General features: G+C 27.1%; 15 protein-coding genes and 1 pseudogene. 12 read left to right on the top strand and 4 right to left on the bottom strand.

What is annotated here, in order from left to right; all coding sequences use genetic code 4:
- Positions 1-25: 25 nt before the first annotated feature.
- Genes ACOBME_RS02575 through ACOBME_RS02565 form a run of 3 tightly spaced genes read left to right on the top strand, consistent with a single transcriptional unit; the run spans position 26 to position 3,553 of the window.
- On the top strand, positions 26-2,065 hold the full coding sequence (locus tag ACOBME_RS02575; RefSeq protein ID WP_338963691.1) for a DUF2779 domain-containing protein: 2,040 nt from the start codon (positions 26-28) through the stop codon (positions 2,063-2,065).
- Complete coding sequence (gene fmt, locus ACOBME_RS02570; protein WP_338963690.1) at positions 2,052-3,011, top strand: methionyl-tRNA formyltransferase; 960 nt, start codon at positions 2,052-2,054, stop codon at positions 3,009-3,011. The genes ACOBME_RS02575 and fmt overlap by 14 nt, the downstream gene beginning before the upstream one ends.
- 2 nt (positions 3,012-3,013) lie before the next feature.
- The gene (locus tag ACOBME_RS02565; protein ID WP_338963689.1) at positions 3,014-3,553 is read left to right on the top strand and encodes an ECF transporter S component family protein; all 540 of its coding nucleotides are present in this window, start codon (positions 3,014-3,016) and stop codon (positions 3,551-3,553) included.
- A gap of 18 nt (positions 3,554-3,571) precedes the next feature.
- Here the strand turns inward: ACOBME_RS02565 and ACOBME_RS02560 are convergent, their stop codons facing one another.
- Positions 3,572-4,033 carry a hypothetical protein gene (locus ACOBME_RS02560; protein ID WP_338963688.1) on the bottom strand — a complete coding sequence of 154 codons (462 nt, stop codon included), beginning with the start codon at positions 4,031-4,033 and terminating at the stop codon, positions 3,572-3,574.
- A gap of 250 nt (positions 4,034-4,283) precedes the next feature.
- Between ACOBME_RS02560 and lepA the strand changes: the two genes are divergently transcribed.
- Positions 4,284-6,086 (top strand): translation elongation factor 4, encoded by a 1,803-nt coding sequence (lepA, locus tag ACOBME_RS02555; protein ID WP_338963687.1) that lies wholly within the window; start codon positions 4,284-4,286, stop codon positions 6,084-6,086.
- Between the two features lie 230 nt (positions 6,087-6,316).
- Positions 6,317-6,490, top strand: a complete 174-nt coding sequence (locus ACOBME_RS02550; protein WP_419334125.1) for a hypothetical protein — start codon at positions 6,317-6,319, stop codon at positions 6,488-6,490.
- A 280-nt stretch (positions 6,491-6,770) separates the two neighbouring features.
- On the opposite strand, the pseudogene ACOBME_RS02545 reads toward ACOBME_RS02550, so the two are convergent.
- Positions 6,771-7,754: pseudogene (locus ACOBME_RS02545) on the bottom strand (IS30 family transposase).
- Positions 7,755-8,074: 320 nt separating this feature from the next.
- Between ACOBME_RS02545 and ACOBME_RS02540 the strand changes: the two are divergent.
- Genes ACOBME_RS02540 through ACOBME_RS02510 form a run of 7 tightly spaced genes read left to right on the top strand, consistent with a single transcriptional unit; the run spans position 8,075 to position 14,810 of the window.
- The gene (locus ACOBME_RS02540; RefSeq protein WP_338963685.1) at positions 8,075-8,473 is read left to right on the top strand and encodes a hypothetical protein; all 399 of its coding nucleotides are present in this window, start codon (positions 8,075-8,077) and stop codon (positions 8,471-8,473) included.
- Positions 8,466-9,083, top strand: coding sequence for a phage terminase large subunit (locus tag ACOBME_RS02535; RefSeq protein ID WP_338963684.1), 618 nt, complete (start codon positions 8,466-8,468; stop codon positions 9,081-9,083). Before ACOBME_RS02540 ends, ACOBME_RS02535 begins: the two co-directional genes overlap by 8 nt.
- A 27-nt stretch (positions 9,084-9,110) precedes the next feature.
- Positions 9,111-9,596: a hypothetical protein gene (locus ACOBME_RS02530; protein ID WP_338963683.1), complete on the top strand. Its 486-nt coding sequence runs from the start codon at positions 9,111-9,113 to the stop codon at positions 9,594-9,596.
- Between the two features lie 27 nt (positions 9,597-9,623).
- A complete protein-coding gene (locus ACOBME_RS02525; protein WP_338963682.1) occupies positions 9,624-9,926 on the top strand; it encodes a hypothetical protein in 303 nt (100 codons plus the stop codon).
- On the top strand, positions 9,926-10,204 hold the full coding sequence (locus tag ACOBME_RS02520) for a hypothetical protein (protein WP_338963607.1): 279 nt from the start codon (positions 9,926-9,928) through the stop codon (positions 10,202-10,204). Before ACOBME_RS02525 ends, ACOBME_RS02520 begins: the two co-directional genes overlap by 1 nt.
- Positions 10,197-11,588, top strand: a complete 1,392-nt coding sequence (locus tag ACOBME_RS02515; RefSeq protein ID WP_338963681.1) for a hypothetical protein — start codon at positions 10,197-10,199, stop codon at positions 11,586-11,588. Before ACOBME_RS02520 ends, ACOBME_RS02515 begins: the two co-directional genes overlap by 8 nt.
- A gap of 3 nt (positions 11,589-11,591) precedes the next feature.
- Complete coding sequence (locus ACOBME_RS02510; protein ID WP_419334122.1) at positions 11,592-14,810, top strand: hypothetical protein; 3,219 nt, start codon at positions 11,592-11,594, stop codon at positions 14,808-14,810.
- A 28-nt stretch (positions 14,811-14,838) separates the two neighbouring features.
- Here the strand turns inward: ACOBME_RS02510 and ACOBME_RS02505 are convergent, their stop codons facing one another.
- Together ACOBME_RS02505 and ACOBME_RS02500 are read right to left on the bottom strand one after the other, a co-directional pair.
- Positions 14,839-15,369 (bottom strand): lipoprotein, encoded by a 531-nt coding sequence (locus ACOBME_RS02505; RefSeq protein ID WP_338963679.1) that lies wholly within the window; start codon positions 15,367-15,369, stop codon positions 14,839-14,841.
- A 19-nt stretch (positions 15,370-15,388) separates the two neighbouring features.
- Complete coding sequence (locus ACOBME_RS02500; RefSeq protein ID WP_338963678.1) at positions 15,389-16,393, bottom strand: hypothetical protein; 1,005 nt, start codon at positions 16,391-16,393, stop codon at positions 15,389-15,391.
- Positions 16,394-16,435: the final 42 nt, after the last annotated feature.

The following is a 16,435-nucleotide window of genomic DNA, read 5'->3' as shown; positions in this document are numbered from 1 at the left end:
AAATAACGAAAGTGAAGTGCAACAAATGGATTCATTCGTAACATTAAAAAAAGAGGATTTTAAACGCTTTAAAAAATGTTTAAAAATTGCGTGGACATTAGCATCACGGACTAACTTAAAAACAGTCCAACAGTGAGTAACAGAACAAAAAATTTCTGTCTTTTTTGATTTACAAGATAACATTAATAGTGCCAAAATTAATGATAGTGATTTTATTGGTAGTGATGATGATGAAAGCGAAGTTGGGTCAGGATTGTTTATGCCAAACTTATATGATTTAGCGTTAGAGACTTACTGACCCGCTGATAAAGATGACACGATTAGTGATGATGTCCGCTCTTTTATGGATGATGTTCAATCAACTATTACCAATCCAATTGATTTTTATCCCGGTGAAACAATTGCCGATGGGAACGAAGTTGGGCAACGAGCACGAGAATACTTTATGCGTGATCATAACTATTTTAATTTAGAACACTATAGTAAGAAAATCGCTTTTGCCAAAACAACGGAAGTATTAGCTAATCCAAACTATGATGTTTATTTTGAACCATCCTTTATTTATAACAATTGTATTACGAAGTGTGATATTTTAAAAAAACTACCCGATGGAACTTATCACTTAATTGAGGTTAAAGCTTCAACGGGACGTAAATATAACAAAGATTTACAAATGTATGTTGATAAACCAGTTAAAGATGAATATGGTTATGATGTGGCGTACCAATATTATGTTTTAACTGGCGTTGGATTAACAATTAGTCGCGTTTCTTTAATGTTATTGAATTCAGAATATCAACGTGTTGGTGATATTGATGATGATGAATTATTTATGTTTCAGGATTGATATAAATTACCAACAAAAACGTTAGCACCAGTTAGTTTATTAGAATTTTGTCAACAAATGTTAACAGGAACATTTGTGAAACGAGTTGCAAAAAATCGTTTAATTACTGATGATTTAGCATTAATTAAAAGTTATTTCGCAAAGCCAGCTGTTGAAGTTTTTCCCTTATTTACGCAAGAACAATGTTTTAATGCGAAAGGAGATCGCTATGGGTATGGGTATTGTCAACACGCAACAGATTATTTACCAGAACATCACAGTGTGTTTGAATTAACCCGTGGAATGGAAAAGAAGACCTTATTAAAGTATCAAGAACATATTGATTATTTAACAGATGTTATTTTACCATTTACTTTTCAACAATCATCGTATGAAAAAAAACCAATTTTATTTTCAGTTAAACAACAACGTCAAATTTTAGCGGTTCAAGATAATGCCCCAGTTATTGACCCAACACAAATTGAGCATATTAAAGCAGTTTTAGCGAAATATCAATATCCGTTGTATATGTATGACTTTGAAACAATGAAAGCAGCGGTGCCGCGGTTTGATTATTCTTATTCGTATCAACAAATTCCGTTTCAATACTCCGTTCATATCATTAAAGATCAGTACTTTAATTATCATGATGAAGCAACGATGGAACACTATGCTTTTTTAGCTGATGGGGATGGTGATCCACGTCTACAATTAATTGAACATTTAGTAACGGATTTGTTTCGTGCCGAGGTCGGAGTATATGTTGCTTATTATAAGAGTTTTGAATGTAAAGTATTATCCGAATTAATTAATTATTTAGCAATTTTAATTAGCAAAACTACTGAGCAAACAATAATTACAACTTATCAAACATGACAACAAAAATTAGCCATTATTCGAAATAAAACAATTGACCTAATGGATTTTTTTCAAGATTTTATGATTTATAAAAAAGAATTTTATGGTTCAGTATCAATTAAAAAAACCCAACCAGCTTTTGATAACCAGTTTACATATCAAGCGTTAAAGGTGCAAAAGGGGGATATGGCAAGTGAAATCTTTCGCCGTCGGGTAGAAAATAACATTCCAAGTACAATTTGAAAAACCTTTTTTCGAGAGGAAATGTTAAAATATTGTAATCGTGATACTTTGGCAATGGTTGTCATTTACCAACATATTATTCATTTAATGAAAAACTTATCATTAGAAAAGGGAGGCAAAGAGAATGCAAAAGTATAAAGTAATTTTTATGGGAACACCTGTTTTTGCAACAGCAGTTTTAACCGCATTAACAAAGTTAGCACCAACAATTGAATTGATTGGGATTGTAACGCAACCTGATCGCAAAATTGGTCGTAATCAAAAGATTCAGTTTTCACCAGTTAAAGAATTTGGGTTAGCACATCAAATTCAAGTTTTTCAACCAGAAAAAATTAATGATCTTTACACCGAATTAGAAGCATTACAACCCGATGTGATTGTGACATGTGCTTATGGGCAGTTTATTCCGGAACGAATTTTAAAACTAGCAAAAATTAATTGTATTAATGTTCATGCTTCATTATTGCCAAAATTACGGGGTGGCGCCCCAATTCATAAAGCAATTATGTATGGTGAACAAGAAACGGGGATTACTTTAATGAAAATGATTAAAAAAATGGATGCGGGGGAAATGTATTTCCAAGAAGCCTTAACAATTGCTGCTGATGAAACCGCTTCATCATTACATGATCGCTTAATGACATTAGCAGGAGGGATGGTTGAAAAATCCTTATTAGATATTATTACTGGTCAGCAGTTAGGAACCACGCAAGATGAGAAGCAAGTAACATTTGCTTATAACATTACTCGTGATGAAGAAAAAATTAATTGGTATTTACCAAAACAAAATATTTATGATCAAATTCGGGGATTGTATGCTTGACCAATTGCTTATACTACCGTAGATAATGTTATTTACAAAATTCATCAAGCGGTTATTGCGGAAGAACCATTAACCGAAAAAGATGTTGATTTAGTAAATGGCACCATTATTGCTGTTTTAAAAACAGGAGTTAAAGTTAAAGTTGAAGATGGATACTTATTAATTACACGGTTGCAACGCGAAGGCAAAAAAGTAACGGAAGCAAAAAATTATTATCATACTCCATCTTCAGAAATAACTTCCGGAAATATTTTTATTTAATTATGTATCGCTTAAAATCTTTAAAATATTTAGTTACAACAGCGTTAATCACGGCGTTGTTAGTAACAGTTGCCTATATTTCGCAGTTTATTCGGCTTGGGAATGGCAAAGGAATATTACAGTTAGCAGATGGGTTATTTTTATCCTTAATAACTTTGATTAAAGGACCAATGTTATTAATTAGTGGTGTGTTGTATGTTACAATTATTGATATTATTACCGATGGTTTTATTTTTATTCCAGTTTCAATTGTCATTAGAGTGTTAATGTTTCTTATTACTTATTTTTTAGCACGGGTGATAAGCCGCTATGGGGCAATCTTTTTAAGTAGTTTAATGCTATTATGATATGTTTTATATAGTTATTTATTATTTGGTTCAGCTGTTGCAATTCTTGAATTAATTAATGATGCAATTCAAGTTGCTGTTTCAACTGTTGTTGGTATTACCTTAGCTGTTGTTTTTGCTTGGGTTAACAAACATAGTACGAATAAAATTTGAGATGATGAACAATTTTGACATTATAAAAAGAGTAACCAATAGGATTACTCTTTTTGCTTGTTACAATGTTCGTGCTGATAAACTAATAATTTTTAAGGTTTCTTCAATTTTATCTTTTAGATAATTTAAATAATAATAGTTAATAACAGAGTCCCGTAACACTTGCAAGCTGTCTCCGTAGTTTGCTTCTAGTTGTTTTTTACAGTAGGCAAAGATTCGATCATTTTCTTGTCGCATATCTAGATTAACTTTAAAATGTTGACGGTATAGCTTGCGATATTCGTTTAAAGCATTACTAATGCGGTTATGGATGAATTCAGTACTTTGATCAATTACTTTCATAATTTGATAAATTAACCCTTCGTGTTGTTGTAACTTAACTTGTTTCGTATTGAATGTTTTTAAATTTTTTAGTAAGGTATAAAGCCAATCTTTTTTTGTATCAGAAATTTTCTCAATATTACTAACTAAATTTACTTCATTCATCAATTGATTGTAGTATTTTATAAAATCACTATCCATTAGTTTTCCTCTTTTCATCGTTATAAAAAATATTGATAATAATCGATTTATTTTCCCCTTAATTTCTAACTTGTATATTATATTATATAATATTTTTTCTTAAAATTCAAGCAAGCACTTTGTCCCCTAAGGGTTCGATAATTTGGATTTATGATGAGAATTAAGGTTGAAACAACTATCTTTTTTAAAATTATGTATAATAATATCAGAGAGATAACTGATCTTACTGTAGGAAGGGTTCGGGTTTAGAATGGATAAAAAATTAATTCGCAATTTTTCAATTATTGCCCACATTGATCATGGGAAATCAACCTTAGCTGATCGCATCTTAGAATTAACAGGGACTGTTGATAAACGAGAAATGCAAGAGCAACTATTAGATTCAATGGATTTAGAACGTGAACGGGGAATTACAATTAAGTTAAATTCAGTCCAGTTAAAATACCATGCGAAAGATAACCAAGAATATATTTTTCATTTAATTGATACGCCAGGACATGTTGATTTTACCTATGAAGTATCACGGAGCTTAGCTGCTTGTGAAGGCGCTATTTTGGTGGTTGATGCTGCACAAGGAATTGAAGCACAAACCTTAGCAAATGTTTATTTAGCAATTGATAATAATTTAGAAATTATTCCTGTCATTAATAAGATTGACTTACCATCAGCAGACCCAGAACGTGTTAAAGAAGAAATTGAAAAGTTAATTGGGATTCCAACGACTAATGCTCCATTAATTAGTGCAAAAACTGGCCTTAACATTGATCAAGTGCTAGAAGCAATTGTACAATATATTCCAGCGCCTTTAGATGCTGATGATAATAAACCGTTACAAGCTTTAATTTTTGATTCGCATTATGATAAATACCGTGGGGTAATGGTTTCAATTCGAATTAAACAAGGAACAGTCCATATTGGGGATAAGATTAAATTAATGAACACTAATGCGATTTATGAAGTAACAGAATTAGGGGTTAAAACCCCAAAGGAAGTTAAAAAAGATTTCTTATTTGCTGGTGAAGTTGGGTGATTAGCGGCAAGTATTAAAATGGTTCGTGATGTCCGAGTAGGAGATACGATTACAACTGTTGCTAATCCGGCCGTTGAACCATTATCAGGGTATAAAAAAATGAATCCAATGGTTTTTTGTGGATTATATCCGATTGATTCAGCAAAGTACAAAGATTTAAAAGAAGCGTTAGAAAAGATTCAATTATCTGATGCATCGTTAGTATATGAACCAGAAACTTCACAAGCATTAGGTTTTGGTTTTCGTTGTGGGTTTTTAGGGTTATTACATATGGATGTGATTCAAGAACGGTTAGAACGTGAATATAACTTAGAATTAATTGCAACAGCACCATCAGTAATTTATCATATTTATTTAACAAATAAGGAAATGATTACCATTGATAACCCAAGCGATTTACCACCCGTGCAAAAGATTGACCGGATTGAAGAACCTTTTGTTAAAGCAACAATTATGACCCCTGATCAATATATTGGCCCATTAATGGAATTATGTCAAAATAAACGGGGAACATATGTTAATTTAGAATATATTGATGATACCCACCGAATTTTAACATATGAAATGCCACTAAATGAAATTGTTTTTGATTTTTTTGACCGCTTAAAATCAATTAGTAAGGGTTATGCTTCTTTGGATTATGAATTTATTGGTTATCGTCCAAATAAACTAGTAAAAATGGACATTTTATTAAATGGCGATGTTATTGATGCGTTATCGATTATTGTTCATCGTGATTTTGCGTATGGTCGGGGAAAAGCATTATGTGCTAAGTTAAAAGAAATTATTCCCCGTCAAAACTTTGAAGTTCCAATTCAAGCTGCCATTAATCATAAAGTTATTGCTCGCGAAGATATTAAAGCAATGCGAAAAAATGTTTTAGCAAAATGTTATGGTGGTGATATTACTCGGAAAAAGAAATTACTAGAAAAACAAAAAGAAGGAAAAAAACGAATGAAGGCAATTGGGTCAGTTGAGGTCCCACAAGAAGCTTTTATGGCCGTTTTAAAATTAGATGATTAATTGCTATTCGCAGCAATTTTTACTGTAAATTATTTTTTTAAAATTTTTCTGAAATAATAAGTGATATAATAATGAGTATAAAATAGGATAGTTTAATAAAGTAGCGGGTGATGATAATGGTCAAAAAATTTAATAGTTTTTATCATAAATTTCTTAGTTCATTTTTGTTAATGTTACTTTTTTATATTTTCTTCTTCTGAGGAGTAGGGATAATTTATCAGCTTGATCATATGCTTTTTGATAATGTTATTTTTAATTTAGGATATATTGTTTTAATTTCCTTCATTTCTGCTTTTGTAGTGGGAATTTTAACTCAAATTTTAATTAATTTTCGTTATTATCAATATTCATTTGAACAGTGTAAATTATTATTAAAAAATAATTGATTAGTGTTATTAACATAGTCATTAAATTTAATTATTCTGACATTAATTTTGTATAATAATTTTCAAAAATATATTAATTTAATTAATAATCAACATTTTCAACCGTTATTATATTTAGTTTTATTAAACGTATTATGTAAATCTAAGCTCCAAATTTATCTCTTGTTATTTTAATAATAACACTTTTTAAAAGAAGTGCAACTATTTTTTTAAAAAAATAAATTATTTTTAAATTTACCCTATTTTTGGCATATTTAAACACACTGAAAAATAATTTATTAAATTACTTCAAATAAACTTATCTAAAATTCTCTAAAAATACTTCTTTTGAAGTTCTTCAATTAAGAACGGGCCTTAATTTTTCATTTATAATATCGACTACTAAATCTATTTCTTGTTGCGTAACAAGATTAAAATCTGTCCCCCTACCATATCGTTTTCTAAATTAACGGTTTAGTCTTTCAATTAATGGTTTTTGTTGTGGTTTACCAGGGTCACAAAAATAAACTTGTGTTTCAGCAAATATTTCTAATTCTCTTCATTTACTAAATTCTTTTCCTCTATCAGTTATTATTCCTTTAATTTTCCCAAATAAATTATTACTTATAACAATATCTTTAAACTTTTCCACAACTTCATTAGCAGTATGATTTTTTAATTTCATAACAAAATAACTTTTACTATTTTGTTCAACTAAAACCAAATTACTATATTGATGCTCTTTTCCAACTACGGTATCCATTTCAAATCAACCAACATCAGTCTCTTTATTATCAATATCTCATATTGATTTAAATCTTTCATCTAATTTCCCACGATTATCAGGTCTTTTCTTTGTTCTATTTCTTCTACCACCATTTAATAAATTTTTCTTTAACAAACCCAAAAGACCTAAAAAAATTCATTTATAAAATGTTTTAAGACAGGCAGGAAATTTGATACCAAATTTTATTAAAAATCGCTGAATAATTTCTGCTGGTGAATCACCCAAAATATTAAATCGTAAATTTAAAAATTCTTGTTGTTCTTCTGTAAATGTAGGTATTTTTTTAATACACTTTTGTCGTTTTTTATAATAATCATCATGTGCCTCACGGGCATTATAATCTTCTATATTTGTAAATCTATTAATTTCTCTTTTAACAGTATTAATATCTCTTCCTGTTTGTCTTGATATTTCAGATAAATTAAGTGTGCCATTTTTCTTTTTGCAACTATCAGATAAAAATAAATCCTTAAAAAATCTTCGTTCATCATATTTTACATGTGTATAATCTTTCATTACTCTATATTTCCTCCAATTCTTTTATAAAAATAGTTATACATTAAATTTATAAAAAAGATAAATTTTCACATTTTTTTAAATTAAAATTATTGACAAATATATTATTAATTATATAATTATATTGTAACAAGCTCCAATTTATCTCTATATGCTTGTATACTAAAATAAAAAGTAAAGTAATTTACTTTTTTTTATTTTGATGTAAAATATAAATAATAAAAAGAACCGCGATGGTTCTTTCATAGTTTTTATTTACTCTTTTATTTAATCATATTCATTAAATAATAGCAATTTTAATATGCAAAAAGGAGTAAAAAATGAAAGAATTTAATCCAAATAAAGCAAGTTTGGCAACTTTTTATCGTAAAATAGAGCAATTTTGAGAAAATAAATCACCCAATAAACCATATACTTTGAATGATTTAACCAATGAATTCAATCTTTCTAACAGATGAAAGCACGAAACTTACAAGAGCGAAAAGATAGTTCCTTTACTTGAAAAACAAGTTGATAGAATTGAAAGTGAAATAATTAACTTTATGATGAAATCACATGATGGTGCTAAATTATATTGACAACGAGCATTTAATTATAAATATTCACTGAAAGAAAAACAGTTAGAACAAGAATTAAACTTAAATAATCAACAACCAATAATTGTTAATTTACAAACGGATATTAGAGATATTAAAAAAGAAAGTGATAATAATGCTTAATCATTTTACTTATTTGTTAGAAACTCCTTATTGATTATTACAAAATAGTAGTATTGGTAATAAATATCCCTTTGCTAAAAAATATGAGTTAGTTAATGAAATTAATCAAATTGGAACACGATATAGTGGTAAGACTATTTCAAATATTAAAATGTTTGGTGAATTATTAAAAATTAGTTTATTAATTAAAGAACCAATTTGTATCATTGCTAGTATGTATTGAAGTAAGGATTTAAAAGATAGTGTATTTCAAAATATATGAAATATGTTAGATGAAAATCATATTCCTTATACTATTAACTTATCAAATTTTACTTTTACTTTATCAAATGGTAGCAAAATATATTGTAAAGGTTTACATTCACCAAGCCGGAAAGAAAAATTAAAAGCTTTTGCTGATTTGAATAAATATAAATTAGTAATTGATTGAAGAGAAGAATGTGACCAATTTCAACAAAAAGATTTAAGTGATTTAGAATTTGCTATTCGTGGTTATCAAAATAAAATAACAATTAATACATGTAACCTTGAAAGCTTAAAAAGATATATTGTTGATTATTGTAATGAATTAATGCCTTTTAATGAAGAAATAATGCGTAGTAAATATTAACAAATTAATTATATCGAAAAATGAAATATGAAAATTATTATTCATTATTCTAGTTGAAGACTTAATTATGAATTACCACAAAATAAAGTTAATGAACAATTAAGATTAGAACAATTAGATATTGAAAGAGCAAGAGTATGGAGTTGAGGATTGCCTGGTAATACTAGTGGTTCAATTTTTGCAAGATATATTGATATTATGCAAGCAACAGATATTATTCAACCAACTAAATTATTAGGTGGTGTTGACTTAGCAAACTCTACTAGCCCCAAAGGGCATACAACAGCAGCGAGTTTTTGAATATATAATTCATTTGATAAAAAAGCATATAAAGTAGCAGAATATGCACACTCAAATGCTACGCAACAATTTAAAGGACCATTAGAACAAGTTAAAGATATTTTAGAGTTTTACAACAATCAATTAAATCAATATTTTAATTTAATTCAGCAAGGTATATCAATTAATGTTGATGATAGTGCTTATGCAACATTAGAAAGTTTAAACCGATAGAAATATAATTATACTTTTGGTCAATACATGAATTTTAAACCAGCACAAAAGCAGAAGTTTAAAATAAAACATCGTGTAGAAGCATTTACAATGTTAATAAATACTAATCAATTAAAATGATTATGAGAAAAATGTCCTGTAAGTAAAACCCAATATGAATTAATTCAATGAGAAGATAAGCCCGATGCAAGAGAAGAACGAATGTTAGATTTATATGATGACACATTTGATAGTGATTTTTATGCTTTACACTTTGAATTAGTACCGATGGTTAAACATAATAGTTCAGAAGATTATAAATTATGACAACAAAGGGAGTGAATAACTTAATGAAAAAAGATATTTATGTAATACATGATGAACGTGTAATAAATGCAAAAAGACCATATATGTCTGTTTGTGGACAAGTTAAAAAAAGACTTTGTCAAGAATTAAATAAAGATAATATCGCAATATGTAATTTAAATTTATATAACGAATATATTAATAAATATCAAAAAGTTAAAGTATGTGTACAAGTTTTAGCAAATGAACCAAATTTATTAACAGTAAATATTATTAATTATGCACTTATTTTAAAATTAAAGGAGCAAAATAACAATGAATAATACTTTCCATAGTTTACCAAACTTAAATGATATTAATAGTGTTTTAAAATTTTATAATTATGATTGAACTATTAATTTAGCCAATATTATTGCTCGTCATCAAATGCGATTAGTAAATGGTAAAGATATTTTATTTAAGTCTCATCGTAAAGACATTTTAGAAAAATTAAATTGATGATATGAAACTTATAAAATAAAAGAAAAATTAGATAAAAATGAATTAACAGCAAGTTTAATGGGCAAAACTATTTTTGGTTTATTAGAAACTAGTGATGGAAATATTGATTTATGAATTAATCCTTTTAACTTTAAATCTCGTGTAAGTAAAATAAACGAAATTGAACAAGGTGCTGATATTTGATTAAATTATCATCAATCAGATAGTGGTTTTATTTTAAATTTAATTTGTACCAAAGATAAAATAGTTATAAAAGGTTGACCTAAAAATAATGAAGTAGTTGTTGGACAAAGTAAAACACAAATTAAAGATGATGTTAAACCTGTTTTAGTACAAGAATTTAAAAATAAATTAGGCATAGTTCCTTTTTGAGAAATGATTAATGAACCTAACCCCTTATTTTTATCTACATCAACTACATTAAACCTATGACCTACAATGGCAAATTGTTATAAATTACAATTTGATTTAGAAGATAGTTTTAATATTAAATCAAAAGAAAGATGAGCAAATCGTACTCATTGATATGGAATATTAGATGATGATTTAATGACTGCTTATAACAAAGGTAATAAAAAAGTATTACAAGATGCTTTTGATGATATTTTTATTCAATCAGGTCAATCAGCAGTAGATGGTCAATTATCCCAATCTTTACAAGTAGTACAAGGTACACCAACATTAGAAACATATACTGAAGACCAAAAAGCAATTATTGAACAAGTATACTTAGCATGTCATTTTTCTAGTCCTTTTGGTGATAAATCAGATAATGACCAAAATAAAACACAGTCATTATTAACTAAAACAAAAGACTTAGAAAAACAAGCATATTTACAAGCATATCGTAAGCAATACTATACTAAAATGTTTGATACTGTTTTAAAATATTATGGTTTATGAGATGGTGTTGGTGAACGAGAATATGGTTTTGATTTTGTTAGTGCTAGTTTAGTTGACCAAATGCGACAAAATGAACTAATTACTGCTAGATTAGATAATGGCACAATGGAACCAATAAGAGCAATTACTGAATATGATAATATTGATGAATTAGAAGCAACCAAATATTTTGAAAAAGTAGAAGCATGACAAGACAAAATGCAAGCCAAAGAAATAAAACATAATAATAAATTACTAGAATATGATGAAACTGGTAATAATCAAAATGCCTTACAAGGTAGAACAGAAATTAAGGAGAATTAAAAAATGAGTAGAATTAACCCAGCAGTTATCGAAGAATTAAGAAGACAAGCCCATGATACTTTAATAGATATCAGAGAAAACATAAAAGACAATCGTCATTGAATGGTCTTTCCTTTTAATGTTTATAGTTCATATATCCCTGATACTGAAACAGGATGAAAACCTAATAATGCCAAACCCAGTGATTATGGTAGTTATTCAAGAATATTTGATAATATGGAAAGTACTATAGCTCAATGACAAGATAGTTTAAAAATAGTCCAAAAATATAAAGGTGAAGAAATTAATATTTTAACGATTGATGATTTTAATAAACAACCAATTAACTCAACTATATGAGTAAATAATGAAACACCTTTTGCTATAAAATTAAAAGATGAAAATAATAATATTTATTGAAAATTAATTGATGGTGAAAATATTTATGATATTAATAGAATGTTAGAATACTCAAATCAATATAAATTAAGTTATTTTATTAATAATGATAATAAAGCCGATAATTTTTATACAAAAGAAGTTAAAGTTGGTAAATATTGAGATGCTTATATGATTGATGATAGAAGTTCAATTCAATTTGGTGAAGCAAAATTTGAACAAGTATTTACTCAACAATCAACTGAAAGACAATATACTTTATTAATTTTAGATGAAGATGTAAATAAATTAAATATTAATGATTATTATAATTTTTATACTGTATTTAATGATCGTGGTTTAAATATTGGTGGTGGTGATATTAATTCTGCACCACAAGATAGACAATGATTATATCCATCAAATGTTATTAATTATTATTCACCTTATGATGGTAGTTTTTTATGACAAGAAATTACCTTTTCAAGTATTAATGACAAAATTAGTAATAGTGGTTTATCAGTGCGACAATTTATTCAAACATCAGCACCCGGTGAAGGTTATTGTTTTCCTAAAATAACTTATGATGGAAAATTAAATAAAGGAATTATTGAATTAGATGATATTTTATTAAAAGACCCAGGTGTTAGAGCAACGGCAGTTAAATTTTATGGTAATCCTATCTTTTTTGATATGCCAGTTATTGGTCGGCCAATTATTAAAGGTCAATTTAATCAAAAAGTTATGAATTCCCGTGATTTATTAATGTATAACATGTATCCTGCCCCACCTGACAAAGTAAATACTTATGCTGCTCCAGAAGTAAGTTGATATAACATTCAAGGTATTCAACCAACAATGATAACGGGTTATGAAGATTGAAAAAAAGATATGGAAAGTAGATACGACTTTTGAAATCAAAAAAATAGTGAGGGTATTGTAATAACTGATAAAGCTAGTTCAACAGCAACTAATCCTACGGTTGGGACAACTATTCATAAAGAAGATAATGACTCTAAATTTTATTGGTCTAAAAATTGAATGATTACTCCACCAAACAAAATAAAAGTAAATAATGAAAATGTTAATAATATAATTAGTACCCAAGCATCATCATATTTTAGAAGAAAAGATGAATTTGGTAATACTGTCGGACAAGTTCAAATTGAATATAATAAAATGGGTAAATGTAATGTTTGAGATATTTTAAATATGAATAATTTTATTAATCGCCAAATTACCGTATTACCTTTAAACTATACGCAAAAGTTAGTTTTTAATCCTTTTACTATCCCAGGCGGGGTTGGTAAATTCTTAAACTTTATTTCCTTTGGTATTCCATGAGGATGAGTAATTAACCAAGATGAAAAAACTTGACCTAATTTTCAATTTCTTAATGGTTTTATGAGTTCTAATGTTTATAGTTTTTATAATGATGCTTTTTGGTCTGAAAACTCAAAAGGTAAAGGTTACTTACCCTTTGAAATATTTAGACAACAAGGTAATGATAAAGTTGGTGCTATTTTTGGTGCTAATGCTACTAGTTTAGGTTTTACAACTTTATTAACTGATAAATGCAAAGGTACTGTTTTAACTAAGGATGGTAAAGCAACTGAACGAATAACTTATTCAACTTATAATTTAAAACAATTAAACCCCAAAACTAATCGTATATATTTAATTAATGAATTAGTAAGAGCAGTAGATGCTCAAACACCAGTTAGTGATAGTGAAAAAGATAATTATTGTGAATTCTTACAAACACCAGATGGAACAAATTGTAGTTATATTATTGATATTTTTTCAATCCAAGCATTATATAAAGGTAATTTTGAAATTATCTTTTATGCTGATAACCCATATACAAATAATGAAGAAGATTATTTACGCTTATCAGTATGGAGTTTTCGTGGTAAAACAAAAAGTACATTAAATAATTATTTACGCGATATGACAACTAATTATAAAACTAGTTTCTTACTCCCACATGATTATGAAATACCAACATTTAATTACCCACAATATGTTCTTCCACCAGTACCATATAATTACCCAGAATATACAAAAGATATTATGCCCTCTATTGCAGTACAACCATTAAAAACTAAAATTACAGCACCAGCACAATGCCAACTTGCACCAGCACCATTTGGTGGTGTTAATTTATTTGATGATAAAACAAAACATAATGGTTATTATGAAATGGAAATTGATTTAAAACAAATTGACCCAACTATTCAAAGTATCAGTAAATTCCAAGATGCTTATAAAACTATCGAAATAAGTAATCTTAATAATATACAAGTAGAATGTTGACAACCAGATATAGAAAATTTTATTCCAAATAGAAATGTTAATTTATTAACCGGGTATGCAAATTGTAATAAAACAATATGTTTGTTAGAAGATTTAAATTTATTAGAAAGTGGTTATTCACAAGTTGATAAAGTTAATTTTCCAAATATTTTTACAATAAATACGAAAGAAATAACTAATGATATTAAAACGCTTGATACTTTTAAAACTAATGGATTACCAGAAAAATATTATGAAAACACTTATGAACCTAGAAATAAACCTCCTTTAGGGCTTTGAAAAATTTACTTTTTATTACAAATAACAAAACTATATAATAATGATAATGATAAAATTAAAGAAATAAAATTACAAGCATATTATACTAATGATGTAAAATTAAAAATTAGATTTTCAAAAGTATTGATTGCTAAATTAATAGGAAAACCAAATACTAAAATTAATTTCGGTAATGATAAAGATATTACAATAGATGTTTCTAACCCAAATGTTTTAGGTATTAGAAATAAAAGTGATAACCCTGTTAAAATTACATTTAAACCAAGATAAAAGAAAAAGAGATTTTACATCTCTTTTTTTATTCACCACCAACTTTTACATTACCATCATTATCAATAATTAAATCTAGTTTCTCAGTATCTAAATTTCAACGATAAACCGATTTAAAATAGGTTTTATTTTTTATATATTCTCGTCATTGGACGATAGAAACGATATTATTAATTTTACCAATTACTAAATCTACAGGAAAATATGGAGCTTTATATAAAAATAATTCATAGTTACTTTTTAAGTCTATTTCTTTTGTTTGCTTATCAGAAAAAAAAGTATCATTTTTAAACTTACTAGTTTCTCACTTATTTTTTGGGTTTGTTCTTCAAACTACATAATATCATTTATTATCAACTGTATTAAATGGTTTTTCTTGGGGTGTTATTCATTCTAAATTATTTTTAATAGTTTCATTTGTTGTATTTATTTGGTTTTCTTTTTTTAAATGTTCTAATTCTTCTTTTGTATATTCTTGTGCTTTATTACAAGCAACTAAACTTGTTGTACTTGTTCCTATTAAAGTGATTGTTCCTATAAGACTTAATATTTTTTTCATTTGATTATTTCCTCTTTTATTATCAATTAAGTGAATCTATTGAAACAGTATAGTTAACATTTACATTATTAGTATAAACATTTTTATCAGCGGAAGTGATTTTTGCACTACTGTTAGTAATATTCTCAACGTTGATTTTTCTAATATTTAAGTCGGTATACATTTCTCTTAGTTTATTTTTAATTTGTTCTTTTGTTGGATTAGATAAATTTTCAGTTTTAAATTCACCTAAATTATTATTTGTAATAATTTTATTTAAATTAATATTAGATGTAAAATTAACAACTACTTCACCACTTAAAATATCTTTTTGTTTATAACTTATTTTTGCATATGTAGGAGTTATATTTTTAACTTCAAAATCATTTATAATATCTGCTAAATTTGGATTTTTTTCTTTTAATTTATCTTTAATTTGTTGTTCTGTTGGTAAATTTAAACCATTAGTTATAATTGAACCCAATTCAATTTTTTTAATAATTGATTTTACTGGTCTACTATATTTAATATTTAATTCACCATTATAAATATTTATATCATTTGAATTAACTTTAGCATTACTTGTTGTAATACTTGTAACATTAATTTTTGTTGTGTCTAATTGTGGGTTTAATTCTAATAATCTAAACTTAATTTGTTCTTCATAACCATTACCTAATTTTGAAAAATCTATTTCTCCTAAATTAGGGTTTGCAATAACATTGTTTAAAGGTATAGATTTATCAACTATAAAAGTAAGTGTTGTTTCTCCAGAAAATCCATCTATAGTAATATTTACAGAATTACTAGTAATATTTTTGACTTTAATTTGTTCAGCCGCTATGTGTGGATATTTATTAATTAATTTATCTTTGATTTGTTGTTCTGTTGGAATGTCAGCTCCATTAGTTTTAAAAATAGGACTTTGTGTTTGTCTTTTTACTCTTATACTTTGTTTTTTTTGATAAGGGCTGGCAGCAATTGTTGTTGGTACTGCACTTCCACTAATTGCTAATACGCTTAATAAACTAAGTAATTTTTTCATTACGTGTTTTTTCTCCTTTTCTTATCTTGAAACTATTTATTG

It is taken from the genome of Spiroplasma endosymbiont of Sarcophaga variegata, from assembly GCF_965178695.1.
In the GTDB taxonomy this organism is placed as follows: domain Bacteria; phylum Bacillota_I; class Bacilli_A; order Mycoplasmatales; family Mycoplasmataceae; genus Spiroplasma; species Spiroplasma poulsonii.
Note: the sequence above shows the minus strand (reverse complement) of the source record. Positions and strands in the feature narration are given on the sequence as shown.